General features: G+C 38.0%; 15 protein-coding genes. 13 read left to right on the forward strand and 2 right to left on the reverse strand.

Going from position 1 to position 20,182, the window contains the following annotated elements:
• The first annotated feature begins 84 nt into the window (after positions 1–84).
• From H6A61_RS13135 to H6A61_RS13185, 11 genes are all read left to right on the forward strand, one after another.
• The gene (locus H6A61_RS13135) at positions 85–2,265 is read left to right on the forward strand and encodes a glycoside hydrolase family 97 protein (RefSeq protein ID WP_204394255.1); all 2,181 of its coding nucleotides are present in this window, start codon (positions 85–87) and stop codon (positions 2,263–2,265) included.
• A gap of 186 nt (positions 2,266–2,451) precedes the next feature.
• A complete protein-coding gene (locus H6A61_RS13140; RefSeq protein ID WP_239469218.1) occupies positions 2,452–5,424 on the forward strand; it encodes a SusC/RagA family TonB-linked outer membrane protein in 2,973 nt (990 codons plus the stop codon).
• An 11-nt stretch (positions 5,425–5,435) separates the two neighbouring features.
• Positions 5,436–7,082: a RagB/SusD family nutrient uptake outer membrane protein gene (locus H6A61_RS13145; protein ID WP_204394258.1), complete on the forward strand. Its 1,647-nt coding sequence runs from the start codon at positions 5,436–5,438 to the stop codon at positions 7,080–7,082.
• A gap of 21 nt (positions 7,083–7,103) precedes the next feature.
• Positions 7,104–7,793, forward strand: a complete 690-nt coding sequence (locus H6A61_RS13150; protein WP_204394260.1) for a hypothetical protein — start codon at positions 7,104–7,106, stop codon at positions 7,791–7,793.
• A gap of 75 nt (positions 7,794–7,868) precedes the next feature.
• On the forward strand, positions 7,869–10,178 hold the full coding sequence (locus H6A61_RS13155) for an alpha-amylase family glycosyl hydrolase (RefSeq protein WP_204394262.1): 2,310 nt from the start codon (positions 7,869–7,871) through the stop codon (positions 10,176–10,178).
• Positions 10,179–10,287: 109 nt separating this feature from the next.
• Positions 10,288–12,282 carry a type I pullulanase gene (gene pulA, locus H6A61_RS13160; protein WP_204394278.1) on the forward strand — a complete coding sequence of 665 codons (1,995 nt, stop codon included), beginning with the start codon at positions 10,288–10,290 and terminating at the stop codon, positions 12,280–12,282.
• Positions 12,283–12,409: 127 nt separating this feature from the next.
• The gene (locus H6A61_RS13165; RefSeq protein WP_204394264.1) at positions 12,410–13,774 is read left to right on the forward strand and encodes a hypothetical protein; all 1,365 of its coding nucleotides are present in this window, start codon (positions 12,410–12,412) and stop codon (positions 13,772–13,774) included.
• 206 nt (positions 13,775–13,980) lie between these two features.
• On the forward strand, positions 13,981–14,868 hold the full coding sequence (locus tag H6A61_RS13170; protein ID WP_204394266.1) for an electron transfer flavoprotein subunit beta/FixA family protein: 888 nt from the start codon (positions 13,981–13,983) through the stop codon (positions 14,866–14,868).
• Between the two features lie 4 nt (positions 14,869–14,872).
• On the forward strand, positions 14,873–15,892 hold the full coding sequence (locus H6A61_RS13175) for an electron transfer flavoprotein subunit alpha/FixB family protein (RefSeq protein WP_154043844.1): 1,020 nt from the start codon (positions 14,873–14,875) through the stop codon (positions 15,890–15,892).
• Positions 15,892–17,598: an acyl-CoA dehydrogenase family protein gene (locus tag H6A61_RS13180; RefSeq protein ID WP_204394268.1), complete on the forward strand. Its 1,707-nt coding sequence runs from the start codon at positions 15,892–15,894 to the stop codon at positions 17,596–17,598. The genes H6A61_RS13175 and H6A61_RS13180 overlap by 1 nt, the downstream gene beginning before the upstream one ends.
• 115 nt (positions 17,599–17,713) lie before the next feature.
• Positions 17,714–18,115, forward strand: coding sequence for an FKBP-type peptidyl-prolyl cis-trans isomerase (locus H6A61_RS13185; protein ID WP_204394270.1), 402 nt, complete (start codon positions 17,714–17,716; stop codon positions 18,113–18,115).
• Positions 18,116–18,118: 3 nt separating this feature from the next.
• Here the strand turns inward: H6A61_RS13185 and H6A61_RS13190 are convergent, their stop codons facing one another.
• Both H6A61_RS13190 and H6A61_RS13195 read right to left on the reverse strand, forming a co-directional pair.
• Positions 18,119–18,514: a hypothetical protein gene (locus H6A61_RS13190; protein WP_204394272.1), complete on the reverse strand. Its 396-nt coding sequence runs from the start codon at positions 18,512–18,514 to the stop codon at positions 18,119–18,121.
• The gene (locus H6A61_RS13195; protein ID WP_204394274.1) at positions 18,514–19,065 is read right to left on the reverse strand and encodes an RNA polymerase sigma factor; all 552 of its coding nucleotides are present in this window, start codon (positions 19,063–19,065) and stop codon (positions 18,514–18,516) included. Before H6A61_RS13195 ends, H6A61_RS13190 begins: the two co-directional genes overlap by 1 nt.
• 146 nt (positions 19,066–19,211) lie before the next feature.
• Here H6A61_RS13195 and H6A61_RS13200 point away from each other — a divergent pair, with 146 nt between their 5' ends.
• Both H6A61_RS13200 and H6A61_RS13205 read left to right on the forward strand, forming a co-directional pair.
• A complete protein-coding gene (locus H6A61_RS13200; RefSeq protein ID WP_154043849.1) occupies positions 19,212–19,604 on the forward strand; it encodes a DUF6249 domain-containing protein in 393 nt (130 codons plus the stop codon).
• A 95-nt stretch (positions 19,605–19,699) separates the two neighbouring features.
• Positions 19,700–19,885, forward strand: a complete 186-nt coding sequence (locus tag H6A61_RS13205; RefSeq protein WP_154043850.1) for a type II toxin-antitoxin system HicB family antitoxin — start codon at positions 19,700–19,702, stop codon at positions 19,883–19,885.
• Positions 19,886–20,182 lie beyond the last annotated feature (297 nt).

Consider the following 20,182-nt stretch of genomic DNA (forward strand, 5'->3'; position numbering starts at 1 on the left):
CAATAAAAGCGTTACTAAGAACAATACTTTTGCAGCAGAGAGTTTTTTAACCTGAAATTTTAAAACTTAAATACCTGAAAAGCTATGAACCTTAAAAGTATTTTTTCATTAACATCATGTATTTGTTTCGCTATGGCAGTAAATGCCCAGAAACTTACTTCTCCTGATGGAAATTTCGTCATGAATTTTAGTCTCAGTCCTGAAGGAGCACCGGTTTATGAACTTTCTTATAAAGATAAACCGATTATTAAACCAAGTACATTGGGACTTGAACTTAAAAAAGAAGATGCAAACAAGAAGACAACTTTCGAATGGACGGAACGTACAGACAAAGATCAGCTTGATGCAAAAATCAATCTTATGACTGGTTTTAAAATAAAAGATACAAGTACTTCCACTTTTGATGAGACTTGGAGTCCTGTTTGGGGAGAAGAAAAAGAAATTCGTAATAACTATAACGAACTGGCTGTTACACTTGACCAACCGTCAAATGACCGTTACATAGTAATACGTTTCCGCTTGTTTAACGATGGTTTAGGCTTCCGCTATGAGTTTCCTCAACAGAAGAATCTTAATTATTTCATTATCAAGGAAGAACATTCCCAGTTTGCAATGGCTGGAGACCATACGGCTTTCTGGATTCCGGGAGATTATGATACTCAGGAATACGATTACACTACATCACGTCTGAGTGAAATTCGTGGAAAAATGAAAGACGCAATCACTCCTAATTCATCTCAGTATGTATTCTCGCCTACAGGAGTTCAGACAGCTCTTATGATGAAAACAGATGATGGCCTGTATATTAATCTTCATGAAGCAGCATTGGTGGATTATTCATGCATGCACCTTAATCTTGATGACAAGAATATGATTTTTGAATCATGGCTTACACCTGATGCTAGAGGTGATAAAGGTCACATGCAGACTCCATGCGTATCTCCTTGGCGTACTGTGATAGCAAGTGACGATGCACGTAATATATTGGCTGCTCGTGTTACACTAAACCTTAATGAACCATGTAAGATAGAAGATACATCATGGATACATCCTGTGAAGTATGTCGGTGTATGGTGGGATATGATTACCGGAAAAGGTTCATGGGCTTATACTGATGAAGTTCCTAGCGTCAAACTTGGAATTACAGATTATAAACAGACCAAACCTAACGGAAAACATTCTGCCAATACAGAAAATGTGAAGAAATATATTGACTTTGCAGCTGCACACGGATTTGATGCAGTACTTGTTGAAGGATGGAATGAAGGTTGGGAAGACTGGTTTGGTAAAACAAAAGATTATGTATTTGATTTCGTAACTCCTTATCCAGACTTTGATGTGAAAGAACTTCACCGTTACGCAGCCGGCAAGGGTGTTAAGATGATGATGCACCATGAAACATCTTCTTCTGTAAGAAACTATGAACGCCACATGGATAAGGCATATCAGTTTATGGTAGATAACGGATATAACTCTGTTAAGAGTGGATATGTGGGCGATATTATTCCTCGTGGAGAACATCATTACGGACAGTGGATGGTTGACCACTATCTTTACGCAGTTAAAAAGGCTGCCGACTATAAAATTATGGTAAATGCTCATGAAGCAGTACGTCCTACAGGTTTGTGCCGTACATATCCTAATTTGATTGGTAATGAGTCAGCTCGTGGAACAGAATATGAATCATTCGGTGGAAGTAACGTAAATCATACCACTATACTTCCTTTCACTCGTCTGATTGGAGGTCCTATGGATTATACTCCTGGTATATTTGAGCTTGATTGCAGTAAGATGAATCCTACAAATACATCTCACGTACGCAGTACATTGGTACGTCAGTTGGCACTTTATGTCACTATGTACAGCCCTCTTCAGATGGCAGCAGACATTCCTGAAAACTATGAACGCTTTATGGATGCTTTCCAGTTTATTAAGGATGTGGCTATAGACTGGGACGAAAGCCGTTACCTTGAAGCTGAACCGGGTGAATACATCACTATTGCACGTCGTGCCAAAGGTACAGACGACTGGTATGTAGGATGTACAGCCGGATATAACGGACACAAATCCGATCTTAAACTTGATTTCCTGACTCCGGGCAAGAAATATGAGGCTATTATATATGCTGATGCAAAAGGAACATCTTGGGATAATAATCCACAGGCATATACTATCACCAAGAAAAAAGTGACAAACAAGTCAAAACTTAAACTTACTGCTGGTGTAGGTGGTGGCTATGCTATATCAATTAAAGAAATCAAATAGTCATACAAAATCTGAATAATATATTTTTGAAGGTAAAAACTAGGTTTATACAGTTACTTAAAGGTAGGAACAGCCTGTTAGGTATTGTAAAATCAAAATATGAAAGATGTTTTTATTAGGGTAAATCTAAGTTTTCAATAGGTATATTTTATTTAGGCTATTTATTAACACTTAATTAAATAACAAATGAAAAGTAAAATCTTAAATTCTAATGGAAAATTCCTGCTATTATGTTTGGTAGGAATGCTGATGGCTGTACAAGGCTTTGCACAAGCAATAACAGTCAAAGGTGTCGTGAAAGACAAAACTGGAGAACCCGTAATTGGTGCAAATGTTGTTGTGAAGGGTACAACTAATGGCTGTATTACTGATTTCGACGGAAACTTTAGTTTAGAAGCTAGCCAAGGAGATATACTTGTTGTATCTTTTGTCGGCTATCAATCACAAGAACTTCCTGCAAGTACGGATATGCAAATTGTTTTAAAGGAAGATGCAGAATTGCTTGATGATGTAATTGTAATTGGTTATGCAACAGGAAGCCAGCGTACAGTATCAGGAGCAATCAAACGTGTTGGTCGTGAAGAAATGAATGCTGGAGTTGTTACAAATCCTCTTCAAGCTATTAAAGGTAAGATTGCTGGTGTGAATATCGCTAAAACTGGAGGCGATCCAACAGCTTCTGCTTCTATTCGTGTACGTGGTACAACTTCTCTTTCTGGAGGTAATGATCCGCTTGTTATTATAGATGGGGTTTTTGGAGATTTGTCTATGCTTAACGCTATTTCTCCAGCAGATATAGAGAGCTTTACAGTTCTTAAAGATGCTTCAGAAACTGCACAGTATGGTTCAAGAGGTGCTAGTGGTGTTATTGTTGTAACTACAATAAAAGGTAAAAATGGAACTAAAACATTGAGTTATGATGGTAGTTTCGGTATAGAGACTGTATATAAGAACTTAGAGATGCTTGATGCAAACGCATACCGTCAAATTGTTGCTGATAGAGGTTATGCCAATGCTCTTGATATGGGATATAATACTAACTTTATTGAGGCAATGCAACAGACAGGTTATACTCAAAATCATAGACTTTCGTTTGGTGCAGGAACAGAATCATCTAATTATCGTGCTTCTATAGGAGTAATAGATCAAAAGGGTATTATCCTTGATAATTATATGAGAAACTATACAGCAAAACTTGATGCTTCTCAAACAATGTTTAACGATAAAGTTAAGATTGATTTTGGTATGTTTGCTTCCAAAGTTGATAAAAGGTATGTAAATGATTATCAGAAGACTTTCTATTCTGCTGCTTCATTTAATCCAACTTTCCCTGATTTTGCTAATGCAGATGGTACATGGCCGGAAGATCCTAATGCAAACGAAACTCAAAACCCTCTTGGCCGACTTACTATAAAAGATGTAGAATCAAACAGCTATATAAATGCTAATGCCAGGATAACATGGACTGTTATTGATGGTCTTAAACTGAGTGCTTTTGGATCTTATACCTATAATGTTAAGGAAAATTCAAAATATACTCCTACAAATATTAAGGCTGGTTTGGGACAAAACGGTATAGCTGAGAAATATGACAACAAGAGTGGAGTCCTTTTGGGTAACTTTACTGCAAATTATAAAAAGGCATTTGGGTTACATTATGTTGATATCCTTGGTTTGTCTGAATTGCAGAAATATTCATACTCAGGTTTCAATGCAAAAGCTAAACAGTTTGGAACAAATTTCTTTGAATATAATAATCTGGGTGCTGGTGCGGAAGTTAAATATGGTGATGTCGGTTCTTTCTTGAACGGATATTCATTGGCTTCATTCATGGGACGTTTTAACTATAGTTATGCTGACAAGTATATTGCTACTGTTAATATGCGTGCTGACGGTTCCTCAAAATTAGGAGCAAACAACAAATGGGGCTTCTTCCCATCTGCATCTCTTGCTTGGGTTCTTAAAGAGGAAGCTTTTCTTAAGAATGTTGATGTAGTCAGTAATTTAAAGATAAGGACAGGTTATGGTCTTACAGGTAACCAAGATGCTATTAGTGCATATAACTCATTAAGACTTATGAGTCCTACAGGTGTTACAACTATTAATGGCAAGCCTGTCACAACATATGGAATTAACAGAAATGAGAATCCTGATCTTAAATGGGAAGTTAAGAGAATGTTTGATGTAGGTATTGATGCTGGATTTTTCGAAGACAGATTAACTGCTACATTGGATTATTACTACTCAAAGACTAGTGATTTGCTTTATAATTATGCTGTTCCTGTACCTCCGTTTGCGTTTAATACATTACTTGCCAATCTTGGGGAAATGGAAAATACAGGAGTTGAAGTCGCAATCTCAGGAACTCCTTTAAAGAATAAGGATATGGAATTAAATATATCTGCCAATTTCTCATGGCAAAAAAATAAATTGCTTTCATTAAGTGGAACTTATATGGGGCAAGAACTGAATGCTAAAGAATTTATGAATCTTGGAGGTATGAATGGAGCTGGATTCATTGGCGGTAATAACCAAATTATTTACCAGATGGTAGGACAACCTTTGGGTGTATTCTATTTACCAAAATGTGATGGAATTATTGATATGAAAGGTAATGGTGAATATACATATCATATTCTTGATATTGATGGTCAGGAAGGTATAGACCTGTCTGATGGAAAAGACCGTTATATTGCTGGTCAGGCAATTCCAAAGTTCTATTTAGGTGGTAATGTAAACTTCAGATATAAACAATTTGATATTCAGGCACAATTTAGTGGTGCATTTGGACACAAAATTTATAATGGTACATCTCTGTCATATATGAATATGAGTCTGTTCCCAACATATAACGTCCTTACAGATGCTCCTAAGTTGAATATCCATGACCAGACTGTAACAGATTATTGGTTGGAAAGAGGTGATTATCTACATATCGACTATGTAACTTTAGGATGGAATCTGAATACTCAGAATTTGAAAAATATCAATTCTTTAAGAGTTACATTCTCTGTAAACAATCTGTTTACATTTACAAACTATTCAGGATTATCTCCTATGATTAATAGTTCTACAGTATCAAGCAGTTTGGGTATTGACGATAAACAGTTCTATCCTCTTACTCGTACTTATTCAATCGGACTAAGTGTTAATTTTTAAATTGAAGAATTATGAAAAAAAAGATTTTATATAGTATTACGATGGCTGCAATTTTAGGATTAAGCAGCTGTGCTTCATTCTTGGAAGAGAATCCTAAAGATCAGATGCCTGAAAATGAAGCATACAAGAATCCTCAAATGATTTATCTGAATACTGTTGCAAACTTATACACAATGATAGGTGGCGACGGTGGAGGTAAAGGATTAGCCGGAACAGACCGTGGACTATACGATCTTAATACTTTTACAGCTGATGAAGCTATTCTTCCTACAAGAGGTGGCGACTGGGATGATGGTGGTCTGTGGAGAAATCTGTTTACTCATAATTGGGGTGAAAATAATGACCTTATTATTGCAACTTGGGATTATCTATATGGATTTATAGTTCAATGTAATCAGTCAATTGACAAGTTGGAGAGTTTAAAAGAAGCAGATCCAAGTAACCCATATTATGAAGTCTATCAATCTGAAGTAAGAGCTTTGCGAGCTATGTATTACTTCTATCTGTTGGATATGTATGCGAGAGTACCTATTGTAGAGTCTTCATTAACTCAAATGAAGGATGTAAAACAAGCTACACGTACTGAAGTATTTAACTTTGTAAAAAAAGAATTGGAAGAATCCATTCCACTATTAGAGGATGAAAAGAGTGCAGATCCGGGAGAATATTATGGTAGAATGACGAAGGCTGCTGCATATTTCCTCATGGCTAAGCTTGCTTTAAATGCTGAAGTTTATACCGATGATGACTGGACAGACAATGTACGTCCTGATGGAAAGAATATTAAATTCAAAGTTGGTGATACAGAAATGAATTGTTGGGAAGCTGTTGTTGCTTACTCTGATTTAATAACAAATTCCGGATATGCATTAAACCAAGGGACAGATGGATTCCTTTCAAATTTTGCAGTAAATAATGAAGGTTCACAGGAAAATATATTTGTAATCCCAATGGATCCATCGTTATATAAAGCAAGAAATATGTATTTGGTCCGTTCAAGACATTATGATGTAGGTAAGGCTTATGGATTTGGTAATGGAGGATGGAACGGATCGTCTGCAACAATTGAAGCTATGAATGCATTTGGTTATGGAACGGCTAATCCTGATCCAAGACTTGACTTGACATATTATACAGGAAAGGTGAAAGGTCCGGATGGTAAGTATGTTATTCTTAGCGAGACTGGAGAAGAACTTGAATATCTGCCAATGGCTGTAAAATTAATGTTTGATAAGAGTGACACATCAATGAAAATGGCAGGCGCACGTATGTATAAATATGAAGCAGATGCTACTGCTACTGAAGATGGCCAATGCCCTCATAACGATTGGGTTCTTTTCAGATATGCGGATGTATTATTAATGAGAGCTGAAGCATTGATTCGTGATGGTAAGAGTGGACAGGCTGACCTTGATCAGGTGAGAAATAGAGTTGGAGCTCCTCAAGTTACTGCGACATTAGATAATATTCTGAAAGAAAGATTGTTGGAATTAGCATGGGAAGGATGGAGAAGACAAGATTTGATTAGATTCAAGAAATTCAATGATGCAATAACAGACAGACCTAAGACTGAAGCTTATTTGCAAGTATTCCCAATCCATACAAATACATTAGCTGTTAATGCTAACCTTTCTCAAAATCCAGGTTATAAGAAATGACAAACTTAAAAAATGATTTATATGAAAACTATAAAATATTTAATTGCACTTGCTTTATTCATCATGTTTGGAACAAGTTGCCAAGATAATGAGAATTGGAGAATTATTCCTTACGAACCAGAACCCTCTGTTCCAATAGAAGGACCTGAATTCTTACTTGTAGTTGGAAACCATCAAAGCTGGAATCCTGGAGCTGAGGTTATTGGTAAAGTTTATCCGGTTGATGCTGATGGGAATTATGAGGGTTATGCATATTTGGACGGTGAGTTCAAATTTACTTCTCAAAATAACTGGGACGGTCCCAATTATGGTTCAGGTGATGCTGAAGGTAGTTTATCCACAGATGCTCAAGCCGGTAATCTAACGAAGGATAAAGGGTATTATTATATAACAGTTAATATTAAGGATCTAACTTATAAAGCTGATTTACGGAACTTTGGTGTTATAGGTAGTGCTACATCTGGAGGTTGGAATGAAGACATAGATTTAGTGTATGATCCGAATGATCTTAAGCTAAAAGTAACCACGACTTTAACTGATGGAGAAATAAAGTTCAGAGCTAATGATGCTTGGGATGTTGATTTCGGTGCCGGGGAAAAAGAAGGAGAATTAGCTGCTAAAGGCGGTAATATTCCTGTTAGTGCTGGAGACTATCAGATTGTTGTTGATTTGTCAAATCCAAGCTACACTTATGAACTCATTAAGCAGTAAATAAGTTTTTAGATAAGTATTTGTAAATAAAGTGTGCTGGGATATTGATTCTCAGTACACTTTTTGTTTTTAGTTATGAGAAAGAATATTTTTTTACAATTAATACTCTGTTTAATAATCTCATCATGTACAAAAAACGATTCAGATGTAAAAACAGAATATTTTCAGGAAGGACTTACTTGGTTACCTGAAAATCCAGATGCGGATTCAGAACTTACTATTAACTTTAAAGCTTCTACTAAGTCCAAACTTTATGGATATACTGGAGATGTTTATGTACATATTGGAATTGTGTCAGAAAATGTTTGGACCTTTGTTCCTGCCGAATGGAACGAGAACATAGCCAAATGTAAAATGACGAAGAAGGATAACAATTGCTGGTCTATATCTCTTTCTCCGTCTGTAAGAGAATGGTTTGCTTCCGGTGAGACTGCTATCAATAAACTTGGTATAGTAATACGTAGTTCCGATGGGAGTAAGAAAGGAATAGAGGAAGACTCTTTTATTGAGGTAACCGATAATAAATACACAGCTTTCCAACCTGCTCCTATAATTGAGCAGACTATGCCGGCAGGGACAGTAGAAGGTATAAATATATCAAGTGGAAGCAGTGTGACTTTTGCTTTCTATGATAAGGATAAGAATGGAAATCATAAAGACTTTGCATACATATTAGGTGATTTCAATAACTGGACATTAGCCAATGACGGCACTTCTCAAATGTATAGGGATAATTCTGCCGGATGCTGGTGGATAACTGTTGAAAATCTGGACCCGGCAAAGGAATATCGCTTCCAATATTATACAGGAACTAAAGACGGTGATGTAATCAGACTGGCTGATGCATATTCTGAAAAGATTCTTGACCCTGATAATGATAAGTATATCCCTGAATCGACATATCCTTCATCTGAAATGGTTTATCCGGAGAAAGGTATAGGAATAGTTTCCACATTCAAGATTAATAAGGATGAATATTCATGGCAGAATAATGATTTCAAGATAAATGACAGAGATAATCTCCTTATATATGAGTTGCACCTCAGAGATTTTACTTCAACATCCGATCTTAATGGCGCGATGAGCAAGCTTGACTATCTGGAAGGGCTTGGAATAAATGCCATAGAACTGATGCCGGTACAGGAATTCGATGGTAACGACAGTTGGGGATATAACCCATGCTTCTTCTTTGCCATGGACAAAGCATACGGAACAAAGGAAATGTATAAGAGATTTATTGATGAATGTCACAATAGGGGAATAGCTGTTCTATTTGATGTGGTATATAATCATGCTACAGGAGCACATCCTTTTGCAAAATTGTATTGGGACAGCAAGAATAATAAGACAGCTGCCGAGAATCCGTGGTTTAATGTTGACGCACCTCATCCTTATAGTGTATTCCATGATTTCAACCATGAATCAGAGCTTGTAAAGACTTTCGTAAAACGAAACCTCAAATTCTTACTTGATGAATACAAGATAGATGGTTTCCGTTTTGATCTTACAAAAGGTTTCACTCAGCGTCAATGTAATGAAAGTACCGCATCTGACTATGATGAAAATCGTATAGCCGTTTTGAAAGATTATTATGACGCTATTCACGAGGCAAACGAAAATGCTGTGGTTATATTGGAACATTTCTGTTGTGATAAAGAAGAAAAAGAACTTGCAGACTATGGTCTTAAACTATGGAGAAATGGTAACAATGCGTATTGCCAGTCTGGAATGGGATGGCAAGACGACAGTGGCTTTGAAGGAATATATACAGGCACTAATGATATGAAGTTTGGTGGATATATAAGCTTTATGGAAAGCCATGATGAAGAGCGTACTGCATTTAAGTCAAAAGAATATGGTAATGGTGACTTAAAGACTAATTTGGCAAACCGAATGAAAAGTATGGCTACAAATACGGCTTTCTTCCTTACTGTGCCCGGACCGAAGATGATATGGCAGTTCGGTGAAATGGGATATGATGTTTCTATTGAAGAGAATGGTCGTACGGGACGTAAACCTTTGCATTGGGAGTATCTGAATGATCAGTATAGGAAGAAACTCACTGAGACTTATACCATGATTTTTAAACTAAGAAGTGAACTGCCACAGCTTTTCTCTTCTGATGCTACATTCAGATGGGAAGTATCCGAGAGTTATTGGGAAGGATGCCGTAATATTTCAATTGAAAGTATAGACGGAAAGAAACTTTTCATTGTGGGTAATTTCACGACAGAAGAACAGACATCTTCAGCTCAAGTTCCGTCGGGTTGGAGCGGATATTATAACTTTATCAGTGCTGAACAGGTAAGTAATATTGCCGGAACACAGCCGACTGTAGCTCCACATGATTTTGTTATATATTCTAATTTCCTCGTTAATAACTAAATGATATGATAAGAATTAGTCTGAATATGAAAAGTTGAGTAGTTCAGAGATTTGGGATTATTTCTATGGGATTAATTATTTTTTTATTTATTTTGACGATAATATCATGATAAAACTAAAACAATTGATGACATTACCACTGATAGTAACTACTATAAGTTGTGGAGAAACTAATAAGTATGAGTCGTATGCAGACTATCCGTCTTTCACTTCAGAGTGGACGGAGATGGTATATACTCCAAAATCGACTAACTTTATGTTGTGGGCACCTATTGCCGAGGCTGTAAAGGTCAATATCTTTGACGAAGGACTTGACAGTAAGGCTGTTAATTCTGTGAAAATGCGCCGTGGCGATAACGGCCAATGGATGGCAGAGATAGATGAAGATCTGAACGGCAAGTTCTATACATTCAATGTATGTATCGACGGCAAATGGCTTGACGATACTCCGGGAGTAATGGCAAAGGCCGTAGGTGTGAACGGTAAGCGTGCTGCCATATTGGATTTGAACAGTACTGATCCTGAAGGTTGGGAAAACGACAAGCGTCCGGAACTGAAGAGTTTCAATGACATTATTCTGTATGAAATGCATCATCGTGATTTCTCATTGGACAGTTTGTCGGGTATAAATAACAAGGGAAAATTTCTTGCGTTGACTGAAGAAGGAACGAGGAATATTTATGGACAGACTACAGGTATTGACCACTTGAAGGAGCTGGGTATCACTCATGTTCATATTCTTCCGTCATACGATTATGCGTCTGTAGATGAAACTAAGCTTGATACACCTCAGTATAATTGGGGATATGACCCTCAGAACTACAATGTGCCTGATGGCTCATATTCAACAGATCCGTACAAGCCTGAAGTCAGAATACGTGAGTTCAAGCAGATGGTGCAGTCGCTCCATAGGGCTGGCATCAGGGTGATAATGGATGTGGTATATAATCATACTTTCAATACAGAACACAGTAATTTTGAATTGACTGTACCTGGATATTTCTATCGTCAGAATGAGGATGGAACATTTGCCAATGGTTCAGGCTGTGGAAACGAAACAGCCAGCGACCGTGAGATGGTACGTCGTTATATTGTGGAATCAGTGAAACATTGGGTAAACGAATATCATGTAGATGGTTTCCGTTTTGACCTTATGGGGATACACGATATAGAGACTATGAAGGCCATCCGTGCGGAGCTTGACAAAATTGATCCTACAATATTCATCTATGGCGAAGGATGGGCTGCAAGTGCTCCTAAATATCCTAAAGAAAAACTGGCGATGAAGGCCAACACATGGCAGATGCCTGGCATTGCTGCATTCAGCGATGAATTCCGCGACAGTTTGCGTGGCTCATGGAGTGACGATACTAAGGGTGCTTTTGTCACTGAAGGTAAGGGATATGAGTCGGGGGTAATGTTCGGTATTGCTGCTGCACTACCTCATCCGCAGTTGAAAGAGGCTTTGAAAGATTATCCGGCATCATGGACAGCACAGCCAACTCAGATGATAAGTTATATCAGCTGTCATGATGACCATTGTATAGGCGACCGTCTTCTTATTACTGCTCCAAAGGCTGACACCAAGCAGCGCATGCGTTTATTGAAATTGGCAGAAACAGCAGTATTTACATCGCAGGGTGTTCCTTTCATCTTTACAGGTGATGAACTTATGCGCGACAAGAAAGGGGTAAAGAATTCTTTCAACAGTCCTGATTCAATAAATGTCATAGACTGGCGTCTGAAAAAAGAACATAACGACTCGTACGAATATATAAAGGGACTTATAGCTTTACGAAAAGCGCATCCTGCGTTCCGTTTAGGTTCTGCGGAAAAGGTTTACGAACATCTTGAATTTATTAATCCGGGACGAGAAGGTGTAGTGGCGTTCCGTATCAAAGGTCAGCCTGCAGGAGAGGAGTGGAAAGATATAACTGTAATCTTTAATGCTAAAGCTGAGACTGTAAGAGTTGAGGTGCCTGAGGGTACATACAGGATGGTGTGCTATGACGGAAAGATTTCTCCAGAAAAAGGTTTGAAAGATACTAAAGGAAAGACTCTTGTTGCAGCACCTCAATCTGCAACTATTGCTTATAGAAAATAATATTTACTTTTTTTATAATTAAACCGATTGCTATATACCGTTTCTTGTGGGCGGTATATAGCTTTTTTTATATAAAAGGGGTACAATCAGTGACATATACAGTTATATATTAAAATATGGACTTCTTATGAAACTGAATATATTTCTACTCCTTGTTGCGTCACTTCTTTTTTCATGTAGCCGATATGCCATCAATGAAGATGGTACAGATGGCACAGACAATATAAACGTATATATAAATTTTCAAAAGAATGCGGTGGGCGATATTCTTGATATAGACTATCCTGTCAGGATATATTGCGTTGATAAGACCAGTTCAGTTGTTACAGACTTTAATTATTTGGAAGGTGAGGGTATAGTGGCTACACTTATCCCAGGTGAATATTCAATAAATGCATTTTTAGGTATAGGAGAAGAGAGTTATTCGAAAGTAAATGATATTTCAGGGAAACCTATAATCTCAGTCAATGGAAGTGGTGTCTCGGACATACCTTTAATGGCAGCACATTCTTCGATAAATCTGGAGAAACAGACTGAAATTAATCTTATCCCATCGTATATAGTAGCGTCTTTAGAGTTTGAGTTTACAAATATACCTTCCGAAGTAAAGAAAATCCAGGTGGAAGTATCTCCGGTTAGTTGTGGCTATCAGATTGAAGGAGGTTTCTCCGACAGAACACAAGCTGCCTCTTTGGAATGTAATTTAAATAATGGTAAATGGCTTTCCGGTCAGAAATTTATATTCCCGGCCGAAGGAGTAAAGACCAGTGTTATTGTAAATCTTGATTATGGTGATGAAATAAAGAAATATTCTTATACGTTTGCCGAAGGATTGAGTGTCGGACAACCTTATAAGTTTACGGGTGGATATGATGAGGATTTGAGTATGGACGGAGATTTTCAGATTAGTGCCTGGAAAATGGAAGAGGAAATCGTTATGGATTTTGAAAATGAAAAACCGGCAGATGATGAAAATGACGAAAATGAACAGGATGGAGAAGGTGAGGAGTCCGATGGAAGCTCATTCGATGAGGATATTGATGTGTTTTATGTAGAAACTATGCCTTCTGCCAATAAAATTTGGGGACCTTTCTATTTATGGAAACTGGAAGAGATTGGTGTCGGGGAGGCGCAAGCTACTATTATATCTCCCGACCAATGGTATCAGATTTATAAAGAGGGAGAAGCTATGGAAATACTGAAAGGATACGAGATTGATGGTATTTCCGGATGGAGAACTTTCACAAAAGATGAGGCTCAGGAATTTTTTAAGGAATTTTCTACTGAACTGGACGAACTTAATCCTTATCTGGAAGAGAATGGTCACAATATTTTTTATACCCCAAACGATAATGCAGGAAACAGGTATTTATGCGAGAATGGAGAATACGCATTTAATATGTCTGGAAAGATAGAAATGGGGCCAGCCGGTAAGACTGTGAAATATTATCTTCGCCCCGTCAAAATAATAGGTTTAAAAGTCAAAAATTAAATGAACTGTCGTTTAAGGTAAAACGTGCGCACGTTTTGGATCGAATGAACGCACGTTTTAAACCGAACGTGCGCACGTTTTTTTATTGTTTTAATTTGCTCATTTCTACTCATTATGTGCATATTTTGTGGTATTTCGTTTTGTAGTATAAATGCTTTCATTAAATTTGCCGTCAGAAAATTACTAATACCAAAATATTTTATCTAATGAGTTTAAAAATTGTAGTATTGGCAAAACAAGTTCCTGATACTCGTTGTGTTGGGAAAGATGCCATGAATGCAGACGGAACAATTAACCGTTCTGCTCTTCCGGCAATTTTCAACCCGGAAGACTTGAATGCCTTGGAGCAGGCTCTCAGACTGAAAGACGCTCATCCTGGTTCTACTGTAACTATGTTGACTATGGGTCCGGGTCGTGCTGCAGAAATCATTCGTGAAGGTTTATATAGAGGTGCTGACAACGGCTATCTGCTAACAGACCGTGCTTTTGCAGGTGCAGATACACTGGCTACTTCTTATGCTCTTGCAACTGCCATCCGTAAAATTGGCGAGTATGACATCATAGTTGGTGGCCGTCAGGCTATCGATGGTGATACTGCTCAGGTTGGTCCTCAGGTAGCTGAAAAACTGGGATTACCTCAGATTACATACGTAGAGGAAATCCAGGAAGTGAAAGACGGATGCATCCGTGTTAAACGTCATATCGACGGTGGTGTTGAAACTGTAGAAGGTCCATTGCCTATTGTGTTGACAGTAAACGGTAGTGCTGCTCCTTGTCGTCCGCGTAATGCAAAACTGGTTCAGAAATATAAACGTGCTCTTGGCGCACAGGAAAAGGCTGCCATAACAAAAGATGGTGCTGAACTTCCATACGCTTCGCTTTACGAAAGCCGTCCGTATCTGAATATCACTGAATGGAGTGTAGCCGACGTAAACGGTGATACAAAGCAGTGTGGTCTGTCAGGCTCTCCTACAAAAGTGAAGAAGATTGAAAACATTATCTTCCAGGCTAAGGAAAGCAAGACTATCACAGGAAGTGATGCTGATGTAGAAAACCTTATTGTTGAACTTTTGGCTAACCACACTATAGGATAAGACTATGAATAATGTATTTGTATATTGTGAGATGGAAGGCAGCCATGTTGCCGATGTAAGTCTCGAACTTTTGACTAAAGGTCGTAAGTTAGCCAATGAGTTGGGATGCCAGCTTGAAGCTATTTGTGCCGGAAGCGACCTTACTGATGTAGAAAAACAAGTTTTGCCGTATGGAGTTGACCGTGTTCACGTGTTCGATGCTCCGGGGCTGTTCCCTTATACTTCTCTTCCTCATTCATCTATTCTCGTAAATCTTTTCAAGCAGGAAAAACCTCAGATCTGTCTTATGGGTGCTACCGTTATCGGTCGTGACCTTGGTCCTCGTGTTTCTTCTGCATTGACAAGTGGTCTGACTGCCGACTGTACTCAGTTGGAAATAGGTAGTCATGAGGATAAAAAGGCAGGTATTACATACGAAAATCTGCTTTATCAGATTCGTCCTGCTTTCGGTGGTAACATCGTTGCTACTATCATCAATCCTGAACACCGTCCTCAGATGGCTACAGTGCGTGAGGGTGTGATGAAGAAAGAAATTCTTGATGAAAACTATCAGGGTGAAGTGATTCGTCATGACGTGGCTAAGTTTGTTCCTGAAACAGACTATGTAGTGAAAGTAATCGACCGCCACGTTGAAAAAGCTAAACACAATCTGAAAGGTGCTCCTATCGTTATCGCCGGTGGTTACGGTATGGGTTCTAAGGAAGGTTTTGACATGTTGTTCGAACTTGCAAAAGAACTCCATGCTGAAGTTGGTGCAAGCCGTGCAGCTGTTGATGCCGGATTCTGCGACCATGACCGTCAGATTGGCCAGACAGGTGTAACTGTTCATCCTAAATTGTATATCGCATGTGGTATCTCAGGACAGATCCAGCACATTGCAGGTATGCAGGATGCAGGTATCATCATCTCTGTAAACAATGATGAGAATGCTCCTATCAATGCGATAGCAGACTATGTGATTAACGGAACAGTGGAAGAAGTGATTCCGAAAATGATTAAGTATTATAAGAAAAACAGTAAATAATGGCAAACTTTTATACAGAACATCCGGAACTCAAGTTTCACTTGAACAATCCGTTGATGGAGCGTATCTGTCAGTTGAAAGAACGCGATTATAGAGATAAGGAAGAATACGATTATGCACCACAGGACTATGCTGATGCAATCGATTCATATGATAAAGTGCTTGAAATAACAGGCGAAATTACAGGTGAGGTGATTGCAGCCAATGCTGAAGGCGTTGACGAAGAAGGTCCTCACTGTGCAAACGGACGTGTGGAATATGCGTCCGGTACAAAAGCTAACCTTGATGCTATGGTTAAGGCCGGACTTAACGGTATGACAATGCCTCGCCGTTACGGAGGTCTTAATTTCCCTATCACTCCATATACTATGTGTGCGGAAATCGTAGCACAGGCAGATGCCGGTTTTGGTAATATCTGGTCTCTTCAGGACTGTATCGAAACTCTTTATGAGTTCGGTAATGAAGATCAGCACAGCCGTTTCATACCTCGTATCTGTGCAGGCGAAACAATGTCTATGGACTTGACTGAGCCGGATGCTGGTTCAGACCTTCAGAGTGTTATGCTTAAGGCTACATACGATGAGGCTAATAACTGTTGGCGTCTGAACGGTGTTAAGCGTTTCATCACTAATGGTGATGCAAACTTGCACCTTGTACTTGCACGTTCGGAAGAAGGTACACACGACGGTCGTGGCCTTTCTATGTTTATCTACGACAAGAACGATGGTGGGGTAGATGTACGCCGTATAGAAAATAAGCTTGGTATCCACGGTTCTCCTACATGCGAGCTTGTTTACAAGAATGCAAAAGCAGAACTTTGCGGTGAACGCAAGTTGGGACTTATCAAGTACGTTATGGCTCTTATGAACGGTGCCCGTCTTGGTATTGCTGCTCAGTCAGTAGGTCTGAGCCAGGCTGCGTACAATGAAGCTTTGGCTTATGCTAAGGATCGTAAGCAGTTCGGTAAGGCTATCATTGAATTCCCTGCGGTATATGATATGCTGGCTACTATCAAAGCTAAACTTGATGCAGGTCGTGCTCTGTTGTATCAGACTGCACGCTATGTGGATATCTATAAGGCTCTTGATGATATTGCACGCGAACGCAAACTTACTCCGGAAGAACGTCAGGAGCAGAAGAAATATGCTAAGTTGGCCGACAGCTTCACTCCTCTTGCCAAGGGTATGAACTCTGAATATGCCAACCAGAATGCATACGACTGTATTCAGGTACATGGCGGTTCTGGTTTCATGATGGAATATGCTTGCCAGCGTATTTATCGTGATGCACGTATCACAAGTATCTATGAAGGTACTACTCAGTTGCAGACAGTTGCAGCTATCCGTTATGTAACAAACGGTGCTTATGCAGCTACTCTCCATGAATATGAACTGATTCCTTGCGCTCCTGAATTCGAAGGCTATATGAACAGAATTAAAGACATGACTCGCAAACTTGAGGCTTGTACAAATGCCGTGAAAGAAGCTATGAATCAGGAATTGCTTGATTTCGTTTCACGTCGTCTCTACGAAATGTCTGCTGTGTGCGTAATGAGTCATCTGTTGCTGCAGGATGCTACTAAGGCTCCTGAACTGTTCGCTCAGTCACTTAACGTATATGTTAATTATGCAGAGTCAGAAGTTGAAAAGCATTTCAATTTCATCCGCAAGTTCAGTGCTGAAGAGCTTTTAAATTACAGAAAATAATATTTGAAGAATAAATAGTTTTCGGAGGACTTGGTATTGTAAATATCTTGTCCTCCGATTTTTTTTTGTTTTTACTGCTCTGTTTATATCTTTGTACAGAATAAAAAACGTATTTATGGCAAAAAAAGAAGAGTACAAGATAAAGAATCAGGAATTTCTGAAAGAAATGTCTGCTGAGGAAGGTGTGGTGCAACATCCTTCGGGCATACTTTATAGAGTAATCAACAGTGGAGACGGAAAGGTATCGCCAGTTGACAGAAGTATAGTTTCTGTACATTATCGTGGTACGCTTATAAATGGCAGAGAGTTTGATAATTCATGGAAACGTAACTGTCCTGAGGCGTTGAGACTGACTGATGTGATTGACGGTTGGCGTATAGCCTTGAAACTGATGCATGTGGGCGACAGATGGATGGTATATATTCCATATAATCTGGGATATGGAACACGTACATCAGGGCCTATACCTGGGTTTTCGACATTGATTTTTGAGATAGAACTGTTGGGTATAGCTTGAATATTAACGTTTAATAAGGTGCCCGTATCTTTTTCTTAGCCAGAAATTGAATCCTAATAATAATGGCAGGGAAATCAGCATTGGCAGATAGAACAATGTTTCCGAAGAAATTGAGACATTTGAAATTCTGTTGGTAATATCTGTCAATGTTATGTTTGTATAACTTATAATGATTAATATACATGCTGTGAGCATTAACAATGATGTAATTATTATGGCAACGAATGTTCTTTTTTCACGTTGCTTTTCCTCAAGTAGGATTTTTTCGTTTATTTTTTCCATCATTTTATAGCTGAAGTTGCTTGGCAAACGGAATTTTTGCTGCATGCCAACAGCTTTTCTAATACATTTGTCTGTGCTTTCAACTCTGAAATTATCTGAATTTGTTGCTTTTCCCATTATAGTTCCTCCTCTTTCTTCATTAGAATATATAGCTTTTTTCTGATCCTGTGGAGTTTTACTTTTATAAAACTCTCTTTTACGTTTAGTATCTGCTGTATTTCCTGGATTGTTTTCTCCTGCTCGTAGAATAACGTTATCAATGCTCTTTCGTCAGGTTGTAACATTGTCAATGCTTTATGTAGTTTATTGATGTTTTCTTCCGACTCGTCATTCATTGTTTCATCTATTTCTGTATCAGATATGGTGTTCCATATCTTTTCGTCATATACGTTTACCTCAGGTTCTTTTTTTCTGGTGAATGATATTGCTGTGTTGTAAGCTATTCGATAGAGCCATGTAGAGAAACTGCTTTTTGCATTAAATGATGAAAGGTTTTCAAAACATTTCATGAATGTGTCTTGCGTCAGCTCTTCGGCATCTGCTTCTGATCTGACAATTCGGACAATAAGACTATATACTTGTTGTCCGTATGTGTCAAGGAAATACGTGAACTCATCTGTTTTTCCTGACAATATTCTTGTTATAATATTTAATTCCTCATTTTTCATTTGTTTATTTAGACGCAAGAACAGCTTTAAGGTTACATCTGGTATAATTTTTTTCTTTTTTGTAGTAGCTATATTGTAACCTTTAGCTTGAACTGTCGTCTAATATGGCAAAGGAACAAATTTTTTAATATTTAAATATCACATTTATGGAAGAATTAATGATTGTGGCAAATGTAGCCATCGTTTTCGGAACAATTTACAAGTTGTTCGAATTGTTTGTAGGAAAAAAGGAACGTCAGATGTTGATAGACAAGCTCTCTGAAAACTCTTTGACAGAGGGAAAGTTTAAGGGGCTTAATATGTCGTCTTCATATTCTGCACTCCGTTTCGGGTGTCTGTTGCTTGGTTTAGGACTTGGTATCTTGATTGGATATATCATCATATGTAATTCCTTGCCTGAGTATTGGATTGATGAGGCGAATAGACAAGTTAGAGAAACTGCTTCAATTATATACGGGGCCAGTACTTTGTTTGGTGGCGGATTAGGTATGATTGTAGCTTTCTTGGTAGAGGTGTTTCGAAGTAAGGATAGAAAGTGAAAATTTAAATTAATATCATCGTAACATCCTGTTATTCTGATTGTAATACGGCGTAATTAATTTTGCAGTGTCTTAAAAAAACAGGAGGACTGAATATGAATGAAGTTAATTATGTAATAGAAAGTTTGCCAAATGGTGAGTTTTATGCTTACTTGTTAGATTACAATCAATGTTGTGCTTATGGCGAAACTGAAAATGAAGCTATAGAAAATCTTCAAGATATATCACATGATTTCTTTAATGAAATAAGTTCTGTTTTCACTCTTGAAGATATGGCATAGTGATGATTATGCTTAATTATTAAATTAATAAAAACACTCTCTTTCTTTCCTGAGGTCGTGTCTGTGTGATACAGGTATGGCCTTTTTTTAATTATTATAATGTGTGTAAATTTTATCCTTCTATCTGCCTTTTACATCCAATTACTTTTTCAATTGTTTTTTTATTTTGATTTACAGTATATTACGTGAAAAGTGATATTTTTTTTGAAAAAAAGTCGTTTAAACTATTGCAGGAATGAAAAAAGTCTGTACCTTTGCATCCGCTTTCGAGAGGGAGAGCGGTTAAGTTGACATGCT

Source organism: Bacteroides caecigallinarum, from assembly GCF_016901995.1.
In the GTDB taxonomy this organism is placed as follows: Bacteria; Bacteroidota; Bacteroidia; order Bacteroidales; family Bacteroidaceae; genus Phocaeicola; species Phocaeicola cellulolyticus.

Excerpts from the sequence above, each read along its gene's own strand:
- H6A61_RS13180 (WP_204394268.1), top strand. The coding sequence starts at position 15,892 with ATGGCAAACTTTTATACAGAACATCCGGAACTCAAGTTTCACTTGAAC.
- H6A61_RS13140 (WP_239469218.1), top strand. The coding sequence starts at position 2,452 with ATGAAAAGTAAAATCTTAAATTCTAATGGAAAATTCCTGCTATTATGT.
- H6A61_RS13165 (WP_204394264.1), top strand. The coding sequence starts at position 12,410 with ATGAAACTGAATATATTTCTACTCCTTGTTGCGTCACTTCTTTTTTCA.
- H6A61_RS13190 (WP_204394272.1), bottom strand. The coding sequence starts at position 18,514 with ATGGGAAAAGCAACAAATTCAGATAATTTCAGAGTTGAAAGCACAGAC.
- H6A61_RS13205 (WP_154043850.1), top strand. The coding sequence starts at position 19,700 with ATGAATGAAGTTAATTATGTAATAGAAAGTTTGCCAAATGGTGAGTTT.
- H6A61_RS13155 (WP_204394262.1), top strand. The coding sequence starts at position 7,869 with ATGAGAAAGAATATTTTTTTACAATTAATACTCTGTTTAATAATCTCA.
- H6A61_RS13200 (WP_154043849.1), top strand. The coding sequence starts at position 19,212 with ATGGAAGAATTAATGATTGTGGCAAATGTAGCCATCGTTTTCGGAACA.
- H6A61_RS13135 (WP_204394255.1), top strand. The coding sequence starts at position 85 with ATGAACCTTAAAAGTATTTTTTCATTAACATCATGTATTTGTTTCGCT.
- H6A61_RS13150 (WP_204394260.1), top strand. The coding sequence starts at position 7,104 with ATGAAAACTATAAAATATTTAATTGCACTTGCTTTATTCATCATGTTT.
- H6A61_RS13170 (WP_204394266.1), top strand. The coding sequence starts at position 13,981 with ATGAGTTTAAAAATTGTAGTATTGGCAAAACAAGTTCCTGATACTCGT.
- H6A61_RS13175 (WP_154043844.1), top strand. The coding sequence starts at position 14,873 with ATGAATAATGTATTTGTATATTGTGAGATGGAAGGCAGCCATGTTGCC.
- H6A61_RS13145 (WP_204394258.1), top strand. The coding sequence starts at position 5,436 with ATGAAAAAAAAGATTTTATATAGTATTACGATGGCTGCAATTTTAGGA.
- H6A61_RS13195 (WP_204394274.1), bottom strand. The coding sequence starts at position 19,065 with ATGAAAAATGAGGAATTAAATATTATAACAAGAATATTGTCAGGAAAA.
- H6A61_RS13185 (WP_204394270.1), top strand. The coding sequence starts at position 17,714 with ATGGCAAAAAAAGAAGAGTACAAGATAAAGAATCAGGAATTTCTGAAA.